This window comes from Duganella sp. Dugasp56, from assembly GCF_047304105.1.
In the GTDB taxonomy this organism is placed as follows: Bacteria; Pseudomonadota; Gammaproteobacteria; order Burkholderiales; family Burkholderiaceae_D; genus Rugamonas; species Rugamonas hordei.
The window spans coordinates 25,176-47,464 of record NZ_JBGLYQ010000025.1 but is presented as its reverse complement, the minus strand read 5'-3'; the positions used below and the strand labels follow the sequence as shown (position 1 = coordinate 47,464).

The window sequence follows — 22,289 nt, the reverse complement described above, 5'->3', positions numbered from 1 at the left end:
TTTAAGGGGGTTGAACCTACCAAAATGGCAAGCTGGGCGGTGATGACGGCAGGCTGGCTCACGCCGGGGCCACTTCCAGGCCGCGCAGGGTGACGTCGATCAGCGTCGCCATGAAGGCTTGCGGATCGATAGCCGGCATCTCGCAGGTCGGCATGAAGGAATGGGTCCACATCATCAGCATCAGCACCGGCGCCACCAGCACCGGCGTCATCACGGCCGGATCGACCGGGCGGAACTCGCCGCGGGAGATGCCGCGCACCAGCACGCTGGCGATCAGGCCGTTGCCGCGGGCGACCACGTCTTCGTTGTAGAACTGCGCCAGCTCGGGGAAGTTGTTGCCTTCGGCAAGCATCAGCTTGGTGATGCCGGCCAGATGGGTGGAACAGATCTGGTTCCACCACTTCATCAGGATGGCGCGCAGCAGCTCGCCGCTGGGGCCTTCGAACACGGCCGCCGCCTGCTCGGCCTCGCCGATCGCGTGGACGATGTTCTCGCGCACCACGGCCTTGAACAATTCTTCCTTGTTGGCGAAATACAGGTACAGCGTGCCCTTGGACACGCCGGCGCGCTTGGCCACGTCTTCCAGCCGGGTGCCGGCATAGCCGCGCTCGACGAACTGCTCCAGCGCCGCCGCCAGCAATTCCTGCGGCCGCGCATCCTTGCGCCGCTCCCAGCGTGGCTTGGTATCTTGAGGGGCTTGCATGGGTGGTTTTAATTTTAACTTACTTATAAGTCATTAATATAAGCGCAAGGGGTGGCAGCGTCAAGGGATGGCGATGGATGGGCGACGTATGAGCTGACACTAACGTCGCATAAGCTAGCGCTAGGTAACACATGAGCTGGCACTATCTATTTTTTCAGTTTCAAGTCTACTTAAGTTCTCAAGTGAAATATTTGTCTTGCAAGATTCATAAATGACAATTAATCTATACCAAGATAAATTCCACCCAATGCACATATGCGCATCATTGACCTTGTTCATCACCTCTTGCCAGCGGGTACTGATGCAGCTTATTTCTTGGAACTTCCCACAAAGGAAGTGCTAAACCGCCCAGAAGGCCCACGTGCAACTTTCCCCAGCTATGCCTTGTGCCCAATTTGGCCACCAGATTTGTTTGCCGTTACCGGGACAATCATTGATCAAAGTGGTTGCTGTACAGAGGCAAGTACGAACCGCAGCGATTTAACGGGTCATGTTGAGTACTTAGAAGACGTTCTTACAATTGCCTATTGCTGGGAAAAAATCGATGCCCCGCCTCCCCGTCAAGTGCAAGAATTGTGGACAAAGTTAGTAGTAGAGCATGGGCAAGTGCCTATAGCTAAGCTGGCAGCTACCTCTGATGCACTAAAAACAGTACTGCAATTATTTGCTATCGCAGATGAGGCTAGTGTAGGTATGGGCTGGGGGAAAGATGCTGTAGGAGACGCCTTCACAGAATTCGCAGCAGTTGTCGTTTTGAACGCCACAGGAACTGCATCCGATTACGAACTTCCCTACTGGCCGACATCGCTCTGCGGAATGATCTCTCCAGATCGAGTTATCGTATTGCCGAAGTCGGTAACTGCTTCAGTTGGCTGTACAATTCGCTCCCTCAGTCACCACTTGGCGTTGCTGCCTTGTAGATCCGTTATTGACCCAATTTGGCGTCTTGTGTCCCGTGCGCGCACTAGCACCAAGATTGATCCCGCAGCGCCATACAATCTGAATCTTTTGATAGTGCCTTTCCCATTCTCCATCCCTGATGGAAGTTTCGAGGTTAGCACTCCAAAGACAGAGCTCAAAAATAAAACTAATGTAGCTGCATTTTTTAAGCTGAATCAAACTTGGCTTGGCCGGGGTAGGGCACGATTGACGGGTAAGCGTCTCGCCGATGAGTTAATAGTTCCCTTGATTCAAAAAGCCCAAGCTGAAACAGGCGCACGGCCTGATGGTGTCATTCTTCCGGAGTGCTCTTTAACTCCTGAGATACTCGAAGGTTTGGTCGTCGCCCTAGTTAGCTCAGGTGTGCAGTTTGTCACTGCCGGCTTATTGGAGAGGGACAAGACAACTGGACGTTGGCTCAATAAAGCAAAAACGTTCGCTATCTTGGGACCTGAAGGAGCTGTGCCACTTGAACAAAATAAGCATCATAGATGGCGTTTGGACAAGAGTCAGACTGCGCGCTACGCGCTCGATTTTGATCCTGACACAGCCAATGACAAATGGTGGGAAGACATTGACGTCGCACATCGACAATTGCCCTTTTTCGCTCTGCGCAAAGACGTGTCGATCGTGACGCTCATTTGTGAGGACTTGGCTCGAACAGATCCCGCCCTCAATGCGATACGTGCAGTAGGACCGAATCTAGTTGTTGCACTGCTCATGGACGGTGCGCAACTGACGTATCGTTGGCCAGGCAGATACGCAACTGTGCTCGCCGAAGATCCAGGCTCAGCTGTGCTGACTGTTACATGTGCCGGAATGGTGGACCTGTCTAATCGCATGGAATCCATACCTCGTAGATCAATCGCTCTATGGCGTGACATTGATGGGGGAACTGAGGAGATTTTGTTGCCAGGTGGGCACCAGGGAATTTTAATGACGTTGGCCTCAACAAAACGGCATCAAACCACTATGGACAATCGCTCGGATGGAGAGCTTTCTCGGAAGCTCACTTTGACGTCACATAAGCCACTTTCTCTTGCAGTCCCGCCTTCATGGCTATAAACTGAACGCTAGGGAGCACAATTCATGGTCACAAAATTTAGATTCGATCTCACTGGTAGAGAGCTCTTCGATGATGAGAAGGTTCTCGTCACCGTATTCAGTACCGCTAGAGATAGAGGAATTGTTGGCCCCAAAACGGAAGCCGATGAGGACGTTGTGCGTCAGTCCGTAGTGAATGGCACCCCCCGGAGGACACTTTTTGCCGCATTTGTAACCCAGACTCAAAAAGAGTTGACTGCTGCGTTAACAACAGGAAAAGCGACTAAAGGGCGCCTTCGCGTTCAAGCCGCCCCAACGGCTAAAGCTGTGGGGAAAGTAGTAGCGAAACATCTAACAAAATCAAATAGCAAAGCTACGACAAAACCAAAAGTTCAAGAGGTAGGTAAACCGCTGGCCCAACCGGCGAAACCAAGAGGCCAGTCTACTCCAAAGCAAAAAATCGACAAATCGCTTGAGATGGCATGCACTCTTTGAGAGAGCATGAGAAAGCTGTAGTGAGGACCCACCGTCAGCCCTCGAACAGTGCTAAGTTTTCAATCGAGGCGGTTCTGCGCAGGTAGTCGTTTAGCAGTACGAGGCGGATTCTTGAAAAATGCGGCGGGAACTGCCACCCCCTGAGTTCCTTCATACGGCCCTAAAGTAAATTGAATCGTATCCAGGCTCAGCACCCCCACTTTTTCCTGGTCGATAACGAGTCCTTGCTTTTCAAAAGCACTTCGCAAAATACCGAGAGCTCTTTCACCGTTTGCCTCGTCAATATGCTTCGGCCGATTGTCGATGATTCCTCTCATCCAAATTCGTATTGCGTAGGCATCATCGCTCGAAATGCTGACGAAGATGAGCTCGTCACCACGCTCCCACTCCGAGTCACTTCTAGCCTCATCAATTCTACTCATCGCAGCCTCCTTTGCTCCCAACAGACTATATTGCCAACGCGGGAAAGGAGGACAATAACCGGATGGAAGATGTACTATCGAAGCCCTCCATCGCCCCTTAGACTGTTGTGATATCTTAATTTTGAACCCGTCTGCGGTAACGCCTACCACTTCTCCACCAGGCCCCTCCGCCCACTCTGACTGCATCGAGACCCCGGCGACTCTTCGTCTTAGTGCTCGAACAAGATTCAATAAAACCCGCATTTCGCCAGAAAACCTAGCCTCACCATTTGATATTCTTTGTATCCCTCGAAGGATTGTTGAATCCTCTCGATCGTCCCCCATGTCAGTCATAAATTTTGCAAATGAACTTTCGGTCTCTCCGATCTGTTCTAATAAGCTTCTGAACAACACCGCTCCCTCAGATGATCGAGAACTTTCACTGGTCATCGCCGCCCCCCCCTTGCTCGTAATAAGTTTGCCATCACGGGATCAGAATAGCACATACCCAGAAATGTCGCAATTTTCAGACTTTTTTGTCCGATTGATTTCTAATTTACAATTAATCTTAACTATCAGATGCCCCCCAAGCATGCCGGAATCCTCAAATCAATTCATATTTCAAGGGCACCATATGGAAATCGGCTTCAAATTCAATCTTTTAGCTCATGACAGGACACAGCACCCTTTTGGCAGCAAGGAAGGAAAGGATCAAAGTAACAATACTGTAAAAAAACACAGACTGGATGCATTACCAGGTGCTTAGGTGTTGAAATGCCTGGTGACTACGGAGGTTCTTTGCCTCAAAGGCAAATCAATTTTGCACAAGCATCAATGCAGAACAGATGCATGAAAAATGTAAGTGCTCACACTCGTAAAAACTAGCATAAATAGGACGAAAAAGTACTTTTGACCTGCAACTCATTTGTGGAAAGAGTGTTTTGTTGTGCTGCCACGCACGAGCTGTTGTGCCCTAGAAGAGCTGTAGGCTTCAGAATTTAACCAAGCTAAAGTCACTTTAGTCATCGCTATTCACATAGCTAAACTTACTTTGCAACTGATTGCAAATTGATTTTGCTGGGTGCAAAACCACACTAAATTTAACATTCCATGACATCCCCAACTATCATGCTACATTACTGTACATCACTCTAACAATTTGCGGACTCGCTCCAAACACAACAAAAAGCCACGAAAAAGAACAAAAAATAACAGTATTCGTCACTTCCTCCTCATTTCCTCACGCATTACTCGCTAATCTCTCGCTCATGCAAATGGGTGCTTCATTTCGCCGCCTACTCCTCTACATGCCATCAGGTCGTCATCTTTCGCTTGCGAGCGCTGTCGAGTTGTGCTCTAATGTAAACAGGCAAGAAAAAACCGCGGTCCGATTCTGAGCCGGGTCCGCGGTTTTAGGGATTGCTTGATAGGGATTTTAACCAGCTAAGGCTGGCCCTATCACATTTACGCACCTATTGGAAAGTGACGTATGCCTAGTATTTTAGAAAAGTACGACTCCTTCGTCAAGGAGCAGATCGCGCATAATGATCGTGCGGCGACGAAATTTCGTCATGATGACAAGCGAGCCCAGTCTTATCTGGAGCGTGGGGCTATGTTTCGACAAATGTTGGCAGAAATGGAGCTGCTCTGTGCTCCGTTACCAGTCGCTCCGCTGCCTGATACTTCGATTACTGAAGCGAATTTCCGCCTAACCCAGGAGGAGATCAAGGACTTACCACAAGCACTCCTTGACCAGCTCAGCCTCACCGATTCCGATAAGAAAGACTTTCTTATTGTGGAAATTATCGATGAGCTTGGCGGAGCTACCTCACTAGATAAATTGCTGATTGCAATTTACCGGCGCACCGGCGAGGTTGAAAAACGCTCTCGTCTCAATTCTCGTTTGTACCGCATGGCGAATAAGAAGATGGTATTCGCGCATCCGACTCGCAAGGGTATCTATGGTCGGACGCCGTTCCCTGACACAGGTGAACAGGCGATGCTTTTTGGGGAAGACGACGGCACCGAGGAAGACGAACCTAACGAATAATAAAAAGAAGCGGCCCCAACAACCTTCCGAGGGGTTGACGGGGCCTGATGACGAGGGGTTGAGAGCAGCCTCCCATCATCGGGTACTGCGATTTATGTAGCACATAGATCTTAGCATAGCCTAACTTTTCCTGGCTAGGTACCTGCGCTTAAAAATTGCTCTCCAATAACATCTGGAGGACATTTATGTCTCTTACGTGCACCTATCCGCGTGGTGTTCACGTCTGCCAGTACCATCGTTTCCGCAAGGGACGCTTGGAACTGGTGCGCGAACACTGCCGCTCGTGGCCTCATTAACGCACGGCACACCCATGTTGTGTGGCTAGTTAGCGACAGCGTTCAAGTCGCTTCTGGTGAGCACTAATTTTTGACGCGCATGGAAGGCTCGACCTAGAGCCTTCCATTTACCTAGCTAGGAAAAAATTAAATGGATCATCGTTTAGTGCCGCTCAAGAAGAGCGATCTGAAGTTCAAATATGCCGCCAGTACTACTGGCGGTGATGACCCGGCAAAGCGCAATGTGCCGGATAGCGCGTTCCTCTTAATCGTGACAAACGGAGCGAAGTTTTGCATTTCGTGAATAAGTTGACCATGAAAAAGGGAGCGGCAGGACCTTCGCGCTTCCTTTTTTGGCCTGCCTTGCGGTGCCTGGGCTACACATCCCAATTGCATACTGCATAGAATATCTGAGGGGACCTGAAGGTTCGAATGAGCCAGTGCCAGCTTATCTGTCGCATAACGAGTCGGTGCCAACGTATATGTCATTTGGTGTCAACACATATGCCGTCGGTTTCTCTAAGTCGTTGATTTTTCGATGTGACCAGTGCCAATTCATGTCGCTCATCGGGCTAATATGCCTTACGCGGCGGGCAGCTAGCGCTTACGACATTTCATTTTGTGATTGAGAATTTTCGCAATTGCAGCGGTCTACTGTCCTGGGGACAATGTGCCAAGTAGAGACCGCATAAGTAAAGTGAAATGAAAATGCGAAGCGTGGTTGCGACAGGCAACTTGCCGGCTAGCGGGTGTAAAACCCTGTCGGTCGTGATACGCGCGGTCTTGTGCTGGCTGGCCCTTGGGTCATTCATCGTGCCGGCAGCCAGCCTGGCGCAGACGCAAAAGGCCGTCCCGCAGCTTTCCGGGCTGCCGACGCCGCTTACGTGGCAAAATGAGACGGTCGAATGGTCGGCTGGCAATGGGAAACTGCTCTCCCTGGCCGCCGGCAAGAAGACCGACTGGTTTGTATGGCCGGGAGAAGGCGACTACCGTCCGGACTCCTCGCCGCGCCTGCTGTTCAAGGCGAACGACAATTTCAGCTTCCGCACGAAAGTCGATGTCACTGCCCGCGCAATCTATGACGCCGGCTGCGTCGCTCTGTATGGAACCGCGTCCACTGGGCCAAACTATGCCTCGAAGCGCAGGCCGACGGCGGCTTATCGGTCGTCTCCGTGGTCACCCGCGATTTCTCGGACGATGTCACCTCGTACCCGGTGACTGGAACGACCATTTTTCTGAAAGCGGCCAGGCACCAGCGCACGCTGTTCTTTTATGCCTCGTGATCCCGCGCGGTGTTCAGCGATTTTCATTATGAGACGGACCGCATCGACCTGTGGAAGCTCCAATAGCGGGACCGTCGATCCGGTCTATCCGGGCCCCAGGGCCCGGAGCGACAAAACCATATAGGAAATGCATTAAAATATAGCAACCATTTCCACTTCCCGCGAGAGTCCGCCATGCCCAGTCCCATGCTGATGGAAAGCGTCATCGTATTCGGCGACAGCCTGTCGGACATCGGCCGCAAGTGGACCACCAAGGCGGGCAAGGCGGCCCTGGCCTTCAACGAGATGTATGTCAGCCCGAGCGGGCGCTACAGCGATTGCCGCAACTGGACCGATTTCATGATTGAGGAGGCGACCGGCGGGCAATCGCTGGTGGCGAACACGGCGGAATCGACCATCGCCCTCAGCAAGCGGCACATCAATCTGGGCATGAAAAGCATGCTCGACTGCGCCCATCCCTTCCAGTACGCGAACTACGCCGAAGGCGGCGCCTGCGGCGACACGCCGGCGTCCAAGGCCGCCTTCCTGGGCACGCTCAAGGAGCAGATCGACTGGTTCGAGGCGGACCTGCGCACCACCGAACTACAGCTGGGCAACACATTGTTCTTCGTCTGGTTCGGCGCCAACGATTTGTACACCGCCGGACGCCCGCCCGCGCAGATGCACCAGGTGGCCGACGCGGTCGCCAACGTGCAGCGCAACCGGCTGGTGGAAATCGTCCGCGCGCGCCGCGGCAAATGCCGCTTCATGTTCGTCAACCTGGCGCGCGCCCTCACCTCGGTCCGCTACACCAAGCAGCTGGCCGAGGCCGAGACCGCGCTGACGACGGCGCTGAAGATCCAGCGGGCCGCGCCCACCCACGGCCGCGCCAGCAACCTGTGGCACGCGCAGCAGGCGCTCAACACGGCCGCCGCCAGGAACGTGACGTCGGGTCGCTTCAGCGCCAGCGCCCGCGCGGTGAAGAACTTGCAGGAAAAAGTGACGCTCATCAAAGGCTTCGAGACGGGCGTGATGAACTACAACACCCACCTGTCGCTGATCGCGCGCGGCAACGGCGACTCGGTCGCCGAGGTCGGTAATATCATCAGCGAGGAAACGCTGAACCGCCTGTTCGAAGGCAATTATCACCTGATGGCCGGCGCCATGACCGGGCGGGCCACGCAGGTGAGCGCGGCGCAGTACGACACGACGGCCGTGCGCCCGATCACCACCATCGACGAGGTGCATCCCACCGATCAGATGTACAAGATCATCTGGGCGGAAATCTACGAGGAACTCAAACGATCGAACTCCTCGTTCGGCGAACTGACGGGCGCGCAGGTCGCCTCAACGCTGGCGACGCTGGCAGGGCCGTCGGCGGCCGTGCGCGGCGACTACAACTCCGTCATGGAACAGATACGCGCCGGCGGCTTCAAGCTGAAGCCGCCGCCTCCCAAAGCCGTGTAGGCCAGGCTAGAACCATTTCTTCTGCAGCGCCGCGAACGTTCCGTTTGCCTTGACGGCTTCAAGGCCCTTGCGGAACCGCTCGACCAGAAGATCGTCGGTCCTCGGCCCGAACGCCATATAGCTGCCGCCGCTGCCCAGTTCGGTCAACTGCAGCGCCCGAACCAACACCTGGGACGGGTCGCTCCCCTCGCGCCGCACAATATCCGTGGCCACGATGTCGCTCATCGCCCACAGGTCGACACGCCCCAGCTTCAGTTTCTCGTAGTTGGTCTTGGGCTGGGCGTTGCCATGCAGCTGGCGGCCCTTGACGAAGCCCTTCGACTCCAGGTATTGCTCGCGCGCGTCGCCGTTGATGGTGGCGATGTTGTAGTTGAGCGCGTCGCCAAGATTGTCGAGCTTGAGTTTACGTCCGCGCAGCGCGAACAGATAGGAGCTGTCGGGCGGCGAGACCACGCCGACCCACTTGAACAAGTGTTCGCGCTCGGGCGTGCGCATGATCGAGAAGATCAGCACGTTTTCCCCGTGCAGGGCGGTCGCGTAGGCGCGTGCCCAGGGCATCATCTGGATGTCGGCCCGCACATCGATTTCCTTGAGGACGGCTTCGACGACCTCGGCGCTGAAACCGGTGACCTTGCCGTTTTCCCAAAAATTGACGGGCCGGTTTTCCTCCGTAACGCAGGTGACCGTGGGGGCCGCGTTCACGGTGGTCGCCAAGCATATCAACCCCACCCAAAGCAGCAAGCGAAGCTTCTTCATTCCCACGTAATCCTCTGGCATGGCGTCAAGAAATGTTCGCCTGCGGCCATTATACGCGTGTTTGCTTCGGTTTTTTAAGCCCGGGACGGCGCCGATCTCAGCAAGAGGAACTGGCTGTGAGGTTCACAACCAGCTCCCCGTGGCGCCAAGCCCGGGCAACCGCCAGGCGGTTTAGAACATATAACTCAGGCTAAACCGTACTGTGCGGCCGAACAGTGGACGCGCGACACCACGGTTGCGCGTGCCGTCCGGCGACAGCAAATCGCTGAACAGCGGGTCGCCCTCCGTAAACGACAGCTGGTTGGTCAGGTTGGCCACATGCAGATGCGCACTCAGCCGTTCCGTGATCTGGTATTGCGCACCGGCGTTGATGATGTGGTAAGCCGGGTACAGCGTCACGTTGTTGTCGGTCGCTTCCGAAAAGCGTGAGCCGTAGTACTGGTACTGCGCATACAAGCTGAGCGGCACGTTGGTCAGCGGCTTCAGGTCGTACGAGGGCATGAGGTTGACCATCACCTTCGGCAGGCGGCGCGGACGGCGGCCGTCTTCGCTGATCTGCACGTAGTGGTAGCCGGAGATCACGCCCTGCGCATCCTTGTCTTCCTGCGTGATGGTGTAGTTGGCGCCATTCACCTTGGGGTTCTGCATCACCACGCTGCCCTTCAGTTCCAGGCCATCCAGCGCCGACGGGCGCCAGCTCAGTTCCACTTCGGTACCGATGTTCTGCACGCCGCGTTTATAGAGCTGGGCCACGTCCGGGCAGGAGTTAATCTGCGTCACGCCGCCTTGCGTCGCGCACGAGGCGGACTGGATATCCTTGTAGACATTGACCGCGCTGCGTGGCGAGAAATTGTTGTAGAACACGGCCACCGAGGCGCCGAAGCCGCGTGTCAGATAACGCAGCCCCATCTCGTACTGGCGGATATGTTCGACCGCGCTGACGTCGACCGGCTTGCCGTTGACTACCGTGGCCGAGGCCACGCTGAGATCATTCAAGTCCTGCAGGCTGGGCAGGCGGAACGAGTTTGACGCCAGGCCATACACGGCCAACGCCTTGCTGACGCCGTAGTTGCCGCCCAACGACCAGCCGACGCCATGGTAGGTCTTGTTCAGCGTGGCCGGATTGCCGGGGAAGCTGATCTCGTTGTCCGCCGCCGTATCCTGGGTGGAGCCGACCACCGTGCCGGCCGGAGTCAGGTCGACCGTGGTATTGCGGTCGCGCCGCACCGCGTCCGCCTTCAGATCCTGCCAGCGCACGCCGGCATCGATCTTCAGCTTGTTGCCCATGGTTTCCCAGTGGTCGAGCAGATAGGCCGCGTTGCCGTCGCCATGGATCTGGCTGACGAAGCCGAACCAGCCCGGCAGGATCGCGCTGCCGGTCGTCAGGCCGGGACCAACCTGCCGGCCCTGCGCATCGACCACGGTCAGCTCCACCGGGCGCGATTGCGCCGCCACGTCGGTGACCAGCAGGCCGGCCTGGAAGTTGGGCGCGTAGCTGTAACGGCTCTTGTAGACGCCGAAGGTCAGGTCGTGCGAGCCTTTCAGCTCGAACGACTTCTGCGCCTTGAGGTCGAGCGAGGTGCTGGTGGCATCGACGTCGGCGATGAACGGCACCGCGAAGTTCAGCGTGGCCGACGCCGGCACCAGCGAGCCGTCGTTCAGGTAGTGGCCCACCACGCCGGTGGCCTTGGCGTACTTGCGGATGAAGTCGTCGCGGCTGATGTTGGCGAAGGCCGCGCACGGATTGCTGGCGGGGACGTTGAAGTAGCCGATCAGCTTGGCATTGTTCAGATTGCAGCCCAACGCCGCCCCATGGGCCGGCGAGATCACGTCGTTCTGGTAGCGCGCATTGAGGAAGTTGGCCGCCGTGGCCGTGTCGTTGCCGGTAAACACGGCATTGAAGCCGTTGCTGCCGCCGGTATGGCGCAGGCCCGAGGACAGCTTCCAGCCGTTGTCGAATTCATGCGATCCGCTCAGCGTGAACATCTTGAAATCCGGATGGATGCCGTCGGCCTGGTCGATGGTGCGGGTGCCATATTCGCCCAGCATGGTGAAGGTGCGGTTGTAGGGCGAGGCGGTGGTGCCGTGCGCGAAGTCGATGCCCAGCGGCTGGATGGTGCCCTGGCTGATGACGGTCGGGTTGGCCGGCGTGCCGCTGTTGGTGAAGCGCGGCACCGAGATCGGCAGGTTCTGGTAGAACGCGGTACGGTCGTTGAGCACGGTGGCGTCGACCCGCGCCGTGGTCTTGCGGTCGTTGCTGGTGTAGACCACGTTGCCGCGCACCTGGCCGCCGCGGTCGGCGGTGTAGCCGGTGTCGCGGATGCCGTCGCTGCGGCGGTAGAAGCCGCCCACCGCGCCGGTCAGGTTGGGGCCGAGCGGGCCGGAAATGAAGGCGTCCTGGCGCAGGAAGCCGTAATCGGCGTATTCGATCTTGTAGCCGCCCGCCAGATGGTCGCCGCCGGTGCGGGTGATGTGGTTGACCGTCGCGCCCAGGCCGTTCGAGTACAGGATGCCGCCCGGGCCGCCCTTGACCACTTCCACGCTGTCGGTCATCAGGTCGTCGCGGATGAACACGTCGTTGTTCATGAATGGCGCTTCCGGTTCCTCGTAGGCGGGCAGGCCGTCCACCAGTTGCGGCGCGAAGCGGTAGCCGCCGGTGACCGGCAGGCCGCGTACCGTGATGTTGTTACTGGCCTCGCCTGCGGTGCTGCCCTCCGAATAGATGCCCGGGAAGTTGGACAGCAGGTCGGCGGTGCTCATCGGCGCCAGGCGCTGGATCTCTTCGCCGCTCAGGGTGTTGATCGAGAAGGTGGCGTTCTTCTTGGTGGTGGTCTTGGTCACGCCGGTGACGATGACCACCGCAGCCGGGTCGGCGGCGCCCGCCTCCGCACTGGACGGGGCAGCCGCGGCGCCTTGCTGCTGGGCGTACACCAGCGCCGGCGCCAGGCAAATGGCCAGGGCTGCCGAGCGGGTGAGGTAACGCGTGATCGAATAAGTCATGGTGCATCTCCTTTTATGATTATCAGCGGCTTGCCGCCATTTGGGTAAATCTGATGATGTCCAACGTTGTCATGCCTGCTACAGCAACTCAATCGCTTGCGAGCACCTCCTCCAGCCGGGGTAGATCGGCGCCGCGCCGGGAACAGGTGATCGCTGCCGCCCTGGCCGCAAAACTCAGCGCGGCCAGCAGCGCCGGCCGGTCCAGCGCTTCCAGCGCGGTGCGCGTCAGCAGGGCGTGGCGGGCCAGGTAGGACAGCAGCGCGGCCTGGAAGGTGTCACCGGCGCCCACGGTGTCGACCACCGCCACCTGCAGCGCCGGCAGTTCCAGCGGCGCCAGCGCCGCGGTCGCGGCCAGTACGCCCGCGCCGCCGCGCGTGACCACCACCAGCGCCACGCCGCTGCGCAACGCCAGCGTCATGAAGGCCTGCGGCGTCATGTCCGGGTAGAGCTGGGCGATGTCCTCGTCGCTGATCTTGAGCAGATCCGTCGCCGGCAGCATCCAGGCGACGGCGTCGGTCCAGCGCTGCCGGTCCGGCTCGATGGTCAGGCGCACGTTGGGATCGAAGGCGATCAGGCTGCGCCCATGCTGGCGCGTGACCAGCGCCCGCAACGCCGACGCCACCGGTTCCACCACCATGCAATAGGAGCCGACATGGATGGCGGCGGCGTCGGACGGCAGCCCGGCCAGGTCGGCGACCGTCAACGCGCGCTCGGCGGTCGCCGCGCCGTACAGGGTATAAGCCGGCACGCCTTCGCGATCCAGTTCCACCATGACCAGCGCGGTCGGCGCGGCGGGACGGGGGGCGGCGCCGATGTCCACGCCTTCGCGCGTCAACGTGGCGGCCAGCTTGCGGCCGAACTGATCGGACGACAGGCCGCCGAAGAACAGCGGCCGCGCGTCCAGCCGCGCCAGGCCGACCGCCAGGTTGAACGGAGATCCGCCGATCCGGGCCGACAGCGCGAAACCGGTCGCGGTATCGCCGTCGGAAAACACATCAAACAAAGCCTCGCCACAAACGATGATCATGCTGCCTCCGATATGCCGGCCGTGCCGGCGTTGCTGATTCCTGCTTCGATGCGCAAGCCTTGTTGATCGAACACGTGCAGCCTGCCGGCCGCTGGGCTGACGCGCCAGCGGCTGTTGGCCGGTGGCGGCTCGCCTTGCACCACCACCATCAGCGGCTTGTCCAGCCCCGCCACGTCCAGGTGCACATAGGATTCCGCGCCCAGCCGTTCGACCAGCAGCACCTCGCCCTGGATCGCGCCATCGGGATCGGCCACCAGATGCTCCGGACGGATGCCGACCGTGACGGCCGCCGGCGCCATGCCGGTATCGGCCGCTTGCCATGGCAGGCAAGCGGCGCCGATGCGCAGCCGGCCCGGCGCTTCCAGCGTGCCGGCCACCAGGTTCATCCGGGGACTGCCGATGAAACCGGCCACGAAGACATTGGCGGGCCGGTCGTACAGGTGCATCGGCGCGCCGATCTGCTGCACGCCGGCCGGTCCCAGCACGACGATGCGGTCGGCCAGCGTCATCGCCTCGACCTGGTCGTGGGTGACGTAGACCATGGTGGCGCCCAGCTGCTTGTGCAGGCGGGCGATCTCCACGCGCATGTCGGCGCGCAGCGCGGCATCCAGGTTGGACAGGGGCTCGTCGAACAGGAAGGCGCGCGGCTTGCGCACGATGGCGCGGCCGATGGCGACCCGCTGGCGCTGGCCGCCGGACAGCTGCGGCGGGCGGCGCTGCAGCAGGTGCTCCATCTGCAGCATCCTGGCCACCTCCTGCACCGCCGCCTTGATCTCGGCCTTGGGCACGCGGGCCAGCTTCAGGCCGAAGGCGATGTTTTCGTACACGCTCATGTGCGCATACAAGGCATAGCTCTGGAACACCATCGACAGGCCACGCCTGGCCGGCGGCACGTCGTTGACGCGTTCGCCGGCGATGCTGATCTCGCCCGCGCTGATCTCTTCCAGTCCGGCGATCATGCGCAGCAGCGTCGACTTTCCGCAACCCGACGGCCCCACCAGGACCACGAATTCGCCGTCCGCGATGGTGAATTCAACGTCGCGCAAAATGTACTGGGCTTCCTTGCCGGGGTAGGTCTTGCCGACGCCCCGCAATGCGATAGATGTCATGTCAATTCTCCTTTTCTGCCGCCGCCATCGCCCATACCTTCAGCGAGACGATGCGGTCGCCGGCAGCCGCCAGCAGCGCCAGTCCGTCGGCATCGGCGCGGGTTGGATAGATCCGGCTGGTCAGGCTTTTGCGCTCGTTGACGTAGGCCTCGACCATCGAGCGGTCGAGGAATATCCGCATGCGCAGCGGCTCGCCCGACAGCGCGAAGGCGCCACCCTGCACGCCGTAAGCGTGGTCGGCCGAGGTCCGCGTGCGGTCGATCTCCAGCCGGCCGCGCGCGGCGTCCACATACAGGTCGGTCAGCTCGGCCCGGCCCGGAGCGACGCGCACGCTCATGCCGCGCTTGCCCGCCGCGGCGGAGGGCACCAGTTCCAGTTCGATTTCCAGCGCGTCGCCGTGAACGGCGGCCAGCGCTTCGACAGCATCGGCCACGCTGGCGTCACGCAACTCGACCAGCAGCTTGCGGCGCAGGCTGGCCACCTCGCCGATCGGCGCCAGGCGCAGGTCGCCGTCGGCGCCCAGCGACAGCGTGATCGGCAGGCCGCCGTTGTGCGCCCAGCCGGCATCCCATTCATCCTGCGGCGAGCGCTCGCCCTGGGCGATGGAAAACACGATGGTGCGGCCGGTCTTCGGATCGACAAAGCCGCTCGGTCCGGAGAAATGGCCCTGGCCGACGTCGAACACGCGCGGCGCCTCGACGTCCGGCGTGAAGCGCGCGGTGGCGGCGTCGAACACGCCGGTCCAGTAGTAGGCCTGGCCGCGCACGTCGTTGAGGAAGACATGGCGTTCGCCGCCGTCCGCCCCCTTACCCACCGGCAGCAGCACCGGCAACTCCCACGTCGCCTCGAAGCCGGGATAGCGGCTGGCGTCGATCGAGAACAGCGGTCCGCGCGGCGTCCAGTTGCGCAAGTCGGTCGATGCATATACCAGCGCGGTGCCGCTGCGTCCCTGCAGCGACGAACCCACCAGCTGGAACCAGCGCTGCCGCGCGCCGTCGCGGAACACGAAGGGATCGCGGAACTCGCCGTAGCGTCCCAGGCCGTCCGTCTGCAGCGTGACCGGCGTCGGATATTTAGTCCAGCGCACCAGGTCAGGATCGTGCAGGTCGGCCGGAGTGGCCATGCCGGTGCGCTGGTTCGGCTTCACGGCATCGCTCCCGGCCGTGAAGAACAGCACCGGCGAGCCATCCGCCGCGTAAGTGGCGCTGCCGGACCAGACGCCGTCGGTCGCCAACCCGTCGTCTTCCGGCGCCAGCGCGATCGGCAGTTCGCGCCAGTGCGTCATGTCCCGACTGACCCAGTGGCCCCAGTGGATCTGATGCCAGAAAGGCCCGAATGGATTCTTCTGAAAGAACAGGTGGTACTGCCCTGCGTAGTAGAACGGCGCATGCGGTTCGTTCATCCAGCCGGAATCTGGTATCAGGTGATACTGCGGGCGGTGACGGTCGCCGTCGAAGGTCGATGGCGAAATGCGCATATCCGCCTGCGTCAATAGCGGCGCCTTGCCGCCGCGCTGCGCCAGATCGGCGGCGATGGTGCGTGCGACGGCTGCCGCATCCGATGGCCCGGCGCTGACGCGCACCTCGTCCATCAGGCCGAGGAAGGTGTTCAGCTTGAACGCATCATGGAACGGCTCCGGCTGCGAGTGACGGCCTATCGTCAGTGGCGTTGGCGGCATGGCGAACTTGCCGTCCACCGGCGCGGCGATGTTGACCAGCCGCTCGCCGTTGAGGAACAGCGCCACCCGACGCAGGACCGGATCGTAGCTGGCCGCCACATGCGACCACGCATCACGCGGCAGCTTGCGGTCCTTGACGCGCACGTCGACGATGGCGCTGTCGAAGCCAAGCTGCATGCCCCAGGTGCCGAAGCGGTAGACGCCGAACGAAAAGCCCTGCTTGGCGCCGGCGTCGAACTGGCTCAGGAAAGCGGAATAATGGCCTCCATCGCCCCATTCGAAGGCGTGCGGCGCGACCCAGGCGCTGAGCGTGAAGCCACTCGCCAGCTGGGCCGAAGTCAATCCCGGCGCCACGATGTCGGTCGAGTAGCCGTCGAACAGCAGGCAGCCGTGCTTGACGCAAGCGGCATCCGCGCGCCACAGCGGCGCCGAGGCGGGCTTGAAGCGCGCGCGGTTGAACACGTAGTTAACCTGGTCGCGGCGTCCGGATACGGACTCCACGGCCTGATTGCCGGCCTGTTCGTCCAGCCCCCAGCGCGCCAGCGCCGGTGCGCTGTCGCCCGCTGCCGCACCTGCCGCCGCCAGCCAGCCGGCCAGCAACAAGCCTGCGACAGTCCTGCCTGGATATTTATGACTCATCGTGTCTCCTCCATTTTTATGATTACGTGACGATGTCCACCGTTGTCATTTTTCAGCCAAAATATCGTCGATGAGATACAGGCCCTGTTCCATCCGCAGCGCTATCGGATTGCCGATGCGGCCGGCGAACTGGCCGTCGGCGCCGGTATCTTCAAACGCCATCAGGCTGTCCTTGCCGGTGACCGGATCGCGCAGTATCTTGCCGGCGTAGCGGCGGCATGGAAGGTCGCCGTCGAGGAAGCCGGGGGCTGGCTGCCAAGGTCCGAGCGGATGGTCGGCCACCAGGTAATGTGTGCCGGAGACGCCGCCGTTATGCTTTGCCCGCATCTCCTCCGACCAGTGCGCCGCGACATTACAGAACACGCAGTACCAGCGGCCATCGCGCTCGAACACCTGCGGCACCTCCAGCTGGCCATAGTGGCCGCCTGCGTACACCGGCGCGGTTGCCTCCCAGTGCACCAGGTCCGACGACACTGCGTGGCCGATCACGCCGCGCTCGTAGATCGGGCCGTCGTTGCGGCGCGCGGTGTAGAACATGTGATACATGCCGTCGATCTTTTCGGGCAGCACCCACGGGTCGCGCAACGCGCGGTCGTGCCAGCGCCCTTCTTCGTATTCTTCGTAGTAGCGCTGGTCGAGGTCCAGCGCCAGGCCGCTGCCGACGCGCTTCCACGGACCGTCGATGCTGTCCGACTCCGCATGGCCGATGCGCTGGCGCATGCCGTTCTCGGCGCGGCAGGTGCCGGTATAGAACAGGTGATAGCGGCCTTCCACCTTGATGACCGAGCCGGTCCAGGTGGTGTAGTCGTCCCACGCCGTGCCTGCGGACGGGCCGAAGGCGGTGCCCAGCGGGGTCCAGTTGCGCAGGTCCGGCGATACCGCGTGGCCGATCGAGACGTTCCAGTGTCGAAGGTCGGGATTGCCGATGGCGCGGTCGGCCTGCAGGAAGAACAGGTGCTGGGCGCCGTCCTCTTCGAAATGCCAGAAGTCCCAGATGAATTTGTCGCTGATTTGAAGTGTCATGATGCTTCCAAAGTTAACCCTTGACGCCGGTGCCGGCCACCGAGGCGACAAACTGCCGCTGGAAAGCCAGGAACACCGCCAGCACGGGTAGAGTAATCACCGATGCGTAGGCCATGATCTGGCCCCACGAATTGGTGCGTCCGAAGAACTGCTGTATGCCCGGCTGCACCGGCCGGAACGCCTGGCCCTGGATCACCATGATCGGCCACAGGTACTGGTTCCACGCGGAGATGAACAGGACGATGGCGGCGGTGGCGATCACCGGGCCGCTGTTGGGCATGATGATCCTGGCGTAGACGGTCCATGGGCCCGCGCCGTCCATCTTGGCCGCTTCGTCCAGCTCCGGTGGAATGTCGCGGAAGAACTGGTAGAACAGGAATACGCAGAAGGCGTTGGCCAGGAACGGGATCACCTGCACGTGCAGGCTGTTGAACCAGCCGGTGTGCATCACCAGCTGGCCGTGCTCGAAGCCCGGCCACGGCAGCCGCGCCACCAGCGACAGCAACGGGATCGCGATCACCTCGAACGGCACGATCACCATCGCCACCACCAAGGCCAGCACCACTTGCCGTCCGCGCCAGCGCATGCGGGCGATCGAGAAGGCCAGCATGCTGTTGACGAGGATGCCGCCAACCACGATCAGCGCGGCGATCAGCGTGGAGTTGAGCAGGAACGATGGCAGCTCGCTCTTCTCGAACACCGCGCTGTAATTGCGCATCGACCAGTCGGACGAGGGCAGGTAGGCGGACCAGCTATCGAGGTTGGAGAAGATCGCGGCATCGTTCTTGAACGACGAAATAAACATGAACAACAGCGGCGCGATGAACACGATGCCGATCGCGCTCATGGCGAGGAACAGCGCTGCGTCGCGCAGGTTCCTGCGCCAGCCGGGGTGGCGTAATGCCGGATTCATTTGGACTCTCCTTTCGATACCAGCATCCGCTGCAGCATCGACAGCACCAGCACGATGACGAAGAACACCAGCGTAATAGTCGAGCCGTAGCCGACATCCTGCTCCTTGAAGCCGCTGCGCACCGCATGATAGACAACAGTCGACGTCGAATCCAACGGACCGCCAGAGGTCATCACGTCGACCTGCGTGAACAGGCCGAAGGCCAGCAAGGTTGTCGACACCAGCACGAAGATGATGGTGTTGCGCAGGCCCGGCAAGGTGACGTGCACGAAGCGCTGCCAGGCATTGGCGCCCATCAGCGTGGCCGCCTCGTACAACTCGGGCGAGATCGACTGCAGGCCGGCCAGGAACACCAGCATCTGGAAGCCCGCGCCCTGCCAGGCGGACATCAGCGCGATGGCCGGCAAGGCGTAGTGGCTGTCGCCCAGCCAGTCCGGGCCGGCATTGGGGTCATGCAGCAGACCGCGCAGGAGCTCGTTGAGCATGCCGCGGTCAGTATTGAGCATGAAAGCCCACACGATCGACGCCACCACCATGGAGGTGACGACCGGCGCGAAATACACGGTGCGGAAGAAGATCCGGCCGCGTATCCTCTGATTGACCAGCAGCGCAAGACCAAGCGCGGCGCCGCATTGCAACGGCAGTACGAGAGCGGCGAACAGGAAGGTGTTGAGCAACGAACGATAGAACAGCGGATCGCTGGCAGCTAGCACAATGCGGGAGTCGCCGGCGTCGAGATGGAAAGCTTCGCGGTAGCCCTCTAGTTCTGGATGCTGCTTGCGCACTTGGCGCCAGGTCGGATAACGCGCCTCCGCTCCATCCTCTTCGCGCACCACCTCGCCACGCGCGTCGCGCACCGGTTCGACCACGACCAGGTCCAGCGCCAGCAGCCGCCGGTAGTTATCGAGGCCGATGTATTGCGTCGGCTCCGGCGACATCAGACGGTGGTTGGTCAGCGTTGCACCGGCGGCGAGCAGCATCGGCAGCGCCACGAACAGCAGGAACAGCAGCAGCGCCGGGGATGCGAACAGCGCCACCGAGAACGGGCCGTCCTGGCCAAGTGTGCGTTTCATAAGCCGCCTCCAATTTTGGGCGCGGTAAAACCGTAGCCGTTGTTGCGCGAGATATTGTGTTCCATCGCCTCGACCGCCTCGTCCAGCGCCTCGGCGGCGTCCTTGCCGCTGCGGATGTCGGCCATGGCTTTCTCGAAGACCGACGACAGCGCCGGGTAGGCCGGGCTGGCCGGCCGCGCCACCGCGTAGCGCTTGGCGAATTCAAAATAGACGCGCCAGTCGCCGTCGGGCCGGTAGTGCTCCGTCAGCGCCGCACCCTCGACGCTGACCGGCACCAGGCCGGTGGCGCGCGAAGCGGCCGCGATTTCCTGGGGGGAGATCAGATGCGCGAGAAAAGCCGCCGCCCCCTCCGGCTGCGGGCAACTGCGCGTGATACCCCATTGCCAGGAGGCGGCGCCGATCTTCGGCCCTTGACCGAAATCGGGCGGCGGCATCGCCACCAGGTCGTCGCCGAAACGCTCGCTGTACTCGCGCGCCTTCCACGAACCGGTGTAGTGGAACAGCGAGCGGCCCTGCTCGAACGCCTTGTCGTCGGCGGGATGGCGTTCAACCAGCTTGTCCTTGAACAGGCGGCCGTAGTAGCGGCCGACGCTGACCGCCGCCTCGCTATTGAGCACGCCGTCGACGCGCACATAGCTGGCGCGGTCGATCAGGTCCGTTCCCGCGCTCTGCAGCCACGGCGAGAACGCATAGCTGTACCATTCGCCCTTGAAGCCGCCGTTCAGGTCCAGCGGAAAACGGAAACGGCCGCTGCGCTTTGCCTGCGCCAGGATGTCATGGAATTCAGCCGCCGTGTAGGGCTGCGCCATCGTCGCCACGCGCACGCCGAGCGCGGCCAGCTGCGAGCGGCGCGCAAACAGCGCCAGCACCACGTCCAGCTGGCCGACACTGTACAGCTGTCCCTTGTAGGTGCCGCGCCCGCCTTCCAGCAGCCGGGCCACGGCATCGGCCGGCAGCAGCGTGTCCAGCGGGCGCACATGGCCGGTCCAGGCGAAGTTGGGCACGGTCGGCTGGTCCATCGCGATGATGCACGGCAGCTGGCCGACCATCGACGCGGCGGTGATGGACTCGGTGTAAGAGCCCTGGGGAATCGCCTCGACCGTGACCTTCCAGCGCGACTGCGAACGGTTGAAGCGCTCGACCGCCGCCCTGCCCGCCGTCATTTCCAGGTCGCCGGTGTCGTGGCGCCACAGCCGGATCTCTACCGGCGCCGCCAGCACCGGCGCGGCCAGCATCGCCAGCAAGGCCGGCATGATGATCGATGCGCGCTTCATCGCATGGCCTTCGTGGCGGAAGGCGCCGCAACCGTGCCGCGCATCACCGGCAGGCACGGCACCCGGATGGTGCCGGCGGGTGCGTCGCCCGGCTCCAGCACATAGCGCCCGGACAGCTCGCCGATCTCGCGGTATGGCAGCGCCACCGTGGTCAGGCCGGGATCGAGCGCTTCGGAAATCAGCCGGAAATCGTCGAAGCCGACGACGGAAACATCGGCCGGCACCCGCAAGCCGCGCCGCTGCAGGATGAAGATCACGCGCATCGCCATCTTGTCGTTGCCGCACAGGATGGCGGTCGGGCGCTTGGCGCCGGAGAACAGCCGCTCGACCGCCCCGGACAAGTGCGAGAACTCATCGGCCTCGCCCGCCTCGGCACCATGGATCACCCATTCCGCGTCCGGCGTCACGCCGTGTTCGCGCATCGCCCGGTGAAAACCGCGCAGGCGCAGATCGGTCGCCACCATGCCGGGGATCAGCTGCAGGAAAGCGATCTTGCGGTGGCCTTCCTGCAGCACGATCTGCGCCGCCGCGTAGCCGCCGCCTTCGTCGTCGGGGACCACCTGCATGTAGCGGCCCGGCGTTTCGAAGCAGTTGGCCAGCGCGGTGGGCGTGCTGCCCAGCAGCGGCTCCACCGCCACCTCGCGGTGGAACGGCGTTGCGAACAGGATGGCCTCGACGCGCCGTTCGCGCATGTCCGCCACCAGGCGGCTGGCGACGTCGGCATGGCCGCCGGTCTCGCCGATCAGCAGCACCTTGCCCATCTGCTCGCACACCTGCTGGATGCCCTTGATGATCTCGGAGGAATCAGGCGTCGTGGTCAGCTTCTCGGCGATGACCGCCACCAGCCCGGTCGGCCTGCCGCGCAGCATGCGCGCCGCCGCCGACGGCGTGAATTCAAGCGTGCGCATCGCCTGCTCGATACGTTTGCGGGTCTTTTCGGACACCTCGGTGCCGCCGTTGAGCACGCGCGACACCGTCTTGATCGACACGCCAGCCTTCTCGGCCACATCATGAATCGTTGCCACGCCGTCTCCTCACTTGCTGTTTTTTTGATGTTGGCAATCGTGGCACATTGAAAATGTCCAACGTTGTCATTTTCAAGCATGATAGGCAATACGGCAGTCTCCGTCAACCTGAAAAACAAGCACGGCCATGCGAAAG

19 protein-coding genes are annotated in these 22,289 nt (G+C 60.9%); 7 read left to right on the top strand and 12 right to left on the bottom strand.

What is annotated here, in order from left to right:
- Nucleotides 1-58: 58 nt before the first annotated feature.
- Nucleotides 59-703 carry a TetR/AcrR family transcriptional regulator gene (locus tag ACCD07_RS18385; protein WP_413448194.1) on the bottom strand — a complete coding sequence of 215 codons (645 nt, stop codon included), beginning with the start codon at nucleotides 701-703 and terminating at the stop codon, nucleotides 59-61.
- A 255-nt stretch (nucleotides 704-958) separates the two neighbouring features.
- On the opposite strand from ACCD07_RS18385, the gene ACCD07_RS18380 reads away from it, so the two are divergent.
- Entirely contained in the window at nucleotides 959-2,707 is a 1,749-nt protein-coding gene (locus ACCD07_RS18380) for a hypothetical protein (protein ID WP_413448193.1), read from the top strand.
- A 24-nt stretch (nucleotides 2,708-2,731) separates the two neighbouring features.
- The gene (locus ACCD07_RS18375; protein ID WP_413448192.1) at nucleotides 2,732-3,181 is read left to right on the top strand and encodes a hypothetical protein; all 450 of its coding nucleotides are present in this window, start codon (nucleotides 2,732-2,734) and stop codon (nucleotides 3,179-3,181) included.
- A gap of 59 nt (nucleotides 3,182-3,240) precedes the next feature.
- On the opposite strand, the gene ACCD07_RS18370 is transcribed toward ACCD07_RS18375, so the two are convergent.
- On the bottom strand, nucleotides 3,241-3,603 hold the full coding sequence (locus tag ACCD07_RS18370) for a hypothetical protein (RefSeq protein ID WP_413448191.1): 363 nt from the start codon (nucleotides 3,601-3,603) through the stop codon (nucleotides 3,241-3,243).
- Between the two features lie 1,468 nt (nucleotides 3,604-5,071).
- On the opposite strand from ACCD07_RS18370, the gene ACCD07_RS18365 reads away from it, so the two are divergent.
- The 5 genes from ACCD07_RS18365 (at nucleotide 5,072) to ACCD07_RS18345 (ending at nucleotide 8,636) form a co-directional block, all read left to right on the top strand.
- Entirely contained in the window at nucleotides 5,072-5,632 is a 561-nt protein-coding gene (locus tag ACCD07_RS18365) for a hypothetical protein (RefSeq protein WP_413448190.1), read from the top strand.
- A gap of 426 nt (nucleotides 5,633-6,058) precedes the next feature.
- Nucleotides 6,059-6,211 (top strand): hypothetical protein, encoded by a 153-nt coding sequence (locus ACCD07_RS18360; RefSeq protein WP_413448189.1) that lies wholly within the window; start codon nucleotides 6,059-6,061, stop codon nucleotides 6,209-6,211.
- A gap of 398 nt (nucleotides 6,212-6,609) precedes the next feature.
- Nucleotides 6,610-7,125 (top strand): DUF1349 domain-containing protein, encoded by a 516-nt coding sequence (locus ACCD07_RS18355; RefSeq protein WP_413448188.1) that lies wholly within the window; start codon nucleotides 6,610-6,612, stop codon nucleotides 7,123-7,125.
- Nucleotides 7,080-7,190: a hypothetical protein gene (locus tag ACCD07_RS18350; protein ID WP_413448187.1), complete on the top strand. Its 111-nt coding sequence runs from the start codon at nucleotides 7,080-7,082 to the stop codon at nucleotides 7,188-7,190. The genes ACCD07_RS18355 and ACCD07_RS18350 overlap by 46 nt, the downstream gene beginning before the upstream one ends.
- A 174-nt stretch (nucleotides 7,191-7,364) precedes the next feature.
- Complete coding sequence (locus ACCD07_RS18345) at nucleotides 7,365-8,636, top strand: SGNH/GDSL hydrolase family protein (protein WP_413448186.1); 1,272 nt, start codon at nucleotides 7,365-7,367, stop codon at nucleotides 8,634-8,636.
- A gap of 6 nt (nucleotides 8,637-8,642) precedes the next feature.
- Here the strand turns inward: ACCD07_RS18345 and ACCD07_RS18340 are convergent, their stop codons facing one another.
- From ACCD07_RS18340 to ACCD07_RS18295, 10 genes are all read right to left on the bottom strand, one after another.
- Nucleotides 8,643-9,392: a substrate-binding periplasmic protein gene (locus ACCD07_RS18340; protein WP_413448185.1), complete on the bottom strand. Its 750-nt coding sequence runs from the start codon at nucleotides 9,390-9,392 to the stop codon at nucleotides 8,643-8,645.
- A gap of 171 nt (nucleotides 9,393-9,563) precedes the next feature.
- Nucleotides 9,564-12,392: a TonB-dependent receptor gene (locus ACCD07_RS18335; RefSeq protein WP_413448184.1), complete on the bottom strand. Its 2,829-nt coding sequence runs from the start codon at nucleotides 12,390-12,392 to the stop codon at nucleotides 9,564-9,566.
- An 88-nt stretch (nucleotides 12,393-12,480) separates the two neighbouring features.
- Nucleotides 12,481-13,419: a carbohydrate kinase family protein gene (locus ACCD07_RS18330; protein ID WP_353401329.1), complete on the bottom strand. Its 939-nt coding sequence runs from the start codon at nucleotides 13,417-13,419 to the stop codon at nucleotides 12,481-12,483.
- Nucleotides 13,416-14,528 (bottom strand): ABC transporter ATP-binding protein, encoded by a 1,113-nt coding sequence (locus tag ACCD07_RS18325; RefSeq protein ID WP_413448183.1) that lies wholly within the window; start codon nucleotides 14,526-14,528, stop codon nucleotides 13,416-13,418. The genes ACCD07_RS18330 and ACCD07_RS18325 overlap by 4 nt, the downstream gene beginning before the upstream one ends.
- A 1-nt stretch (nucleotide 14,529) precedes the next feature.
- Nucleotides 14,530-16,845, bottom strand: a complete 2,316-nt coding sequence (locus tag ACCD07_RS18320) for a GH32 C-terminal domain-containing protein (protein WP_413448182.1) — start codon at nucleotides 16,843-16,845, stop codon at nucleotides 14,530-14,532.
- Nucleotides 16,846-16,890: 45 nt separating this feature from the next.
- Nucleotides 16,891-17,868: a family 43 glycosylhydrolase gene (locus ACCD07_RS18315; protein ID WP_176652200.1), complete on the bottom strand. Its 978-nt coding sequence runs from the start codon at nucleotides 17,866-17,868 to the stop codon at nucleotides 16,891-16,893.
- Between the two features lie 13 nt (nucleotides 17,869-17,881).
- Nucleotides 17,882-18,781, bottom strand: a complete 900-nt coding sequence (locus ACCD07_RS18310; protein WP_176652199.1) for a carbohydrate ABC transporter permease — start codon at nucleotides 18,779-18,781, stop codon at nucleotides 17,882-17,884.
- Entirely contained in the window at nucleotides 18,778-19,854 is a 1,077-nt protein-coding gene (locus ACCD07_RS18305; protein ID WP_413448181.1) for a carbohydrate ABC transporter permease, read from the bottom strand. Before ACCD07_RS18305 ends, ACCD07_RS18310 begins: the two co-directional genes overlap by 4 nt.
- A complete protein-coding gene (locus ACCD07_RS18300; RefSeq protein WP_413448180.1) occupies nucleotides 19,851-21,185 on the bottom strand; it encodes an extracellular solute-binding protein in 1,335 nt (444 codons plus the stop codon). Before ACCD07_RS18300 ends, ACCD07_RS18305 begins: the two co-directional genes overlap by 4 nt.
- Nucleotides 21,125-22,153 carry a LacI family DNA-binding transcriptional regulator gene (locus ACCD07_RS18295; protein ID WP_413448179.1) on the bottom strand — a complete coding sequence of 343 codons (1,029 nt, stop codon included), beginning with the start codon at nucleotides 22,151-22,153 and terminating at the stop codon, nucleotides 21,125-21,127. Before ACCD07_RS18295 ends, ACCD07_RS18300 begins: the two co-directional genes overlap by 61 nt.
- Nucleotides 22,154-22,289: the final 136 nt, after the last annotated feature.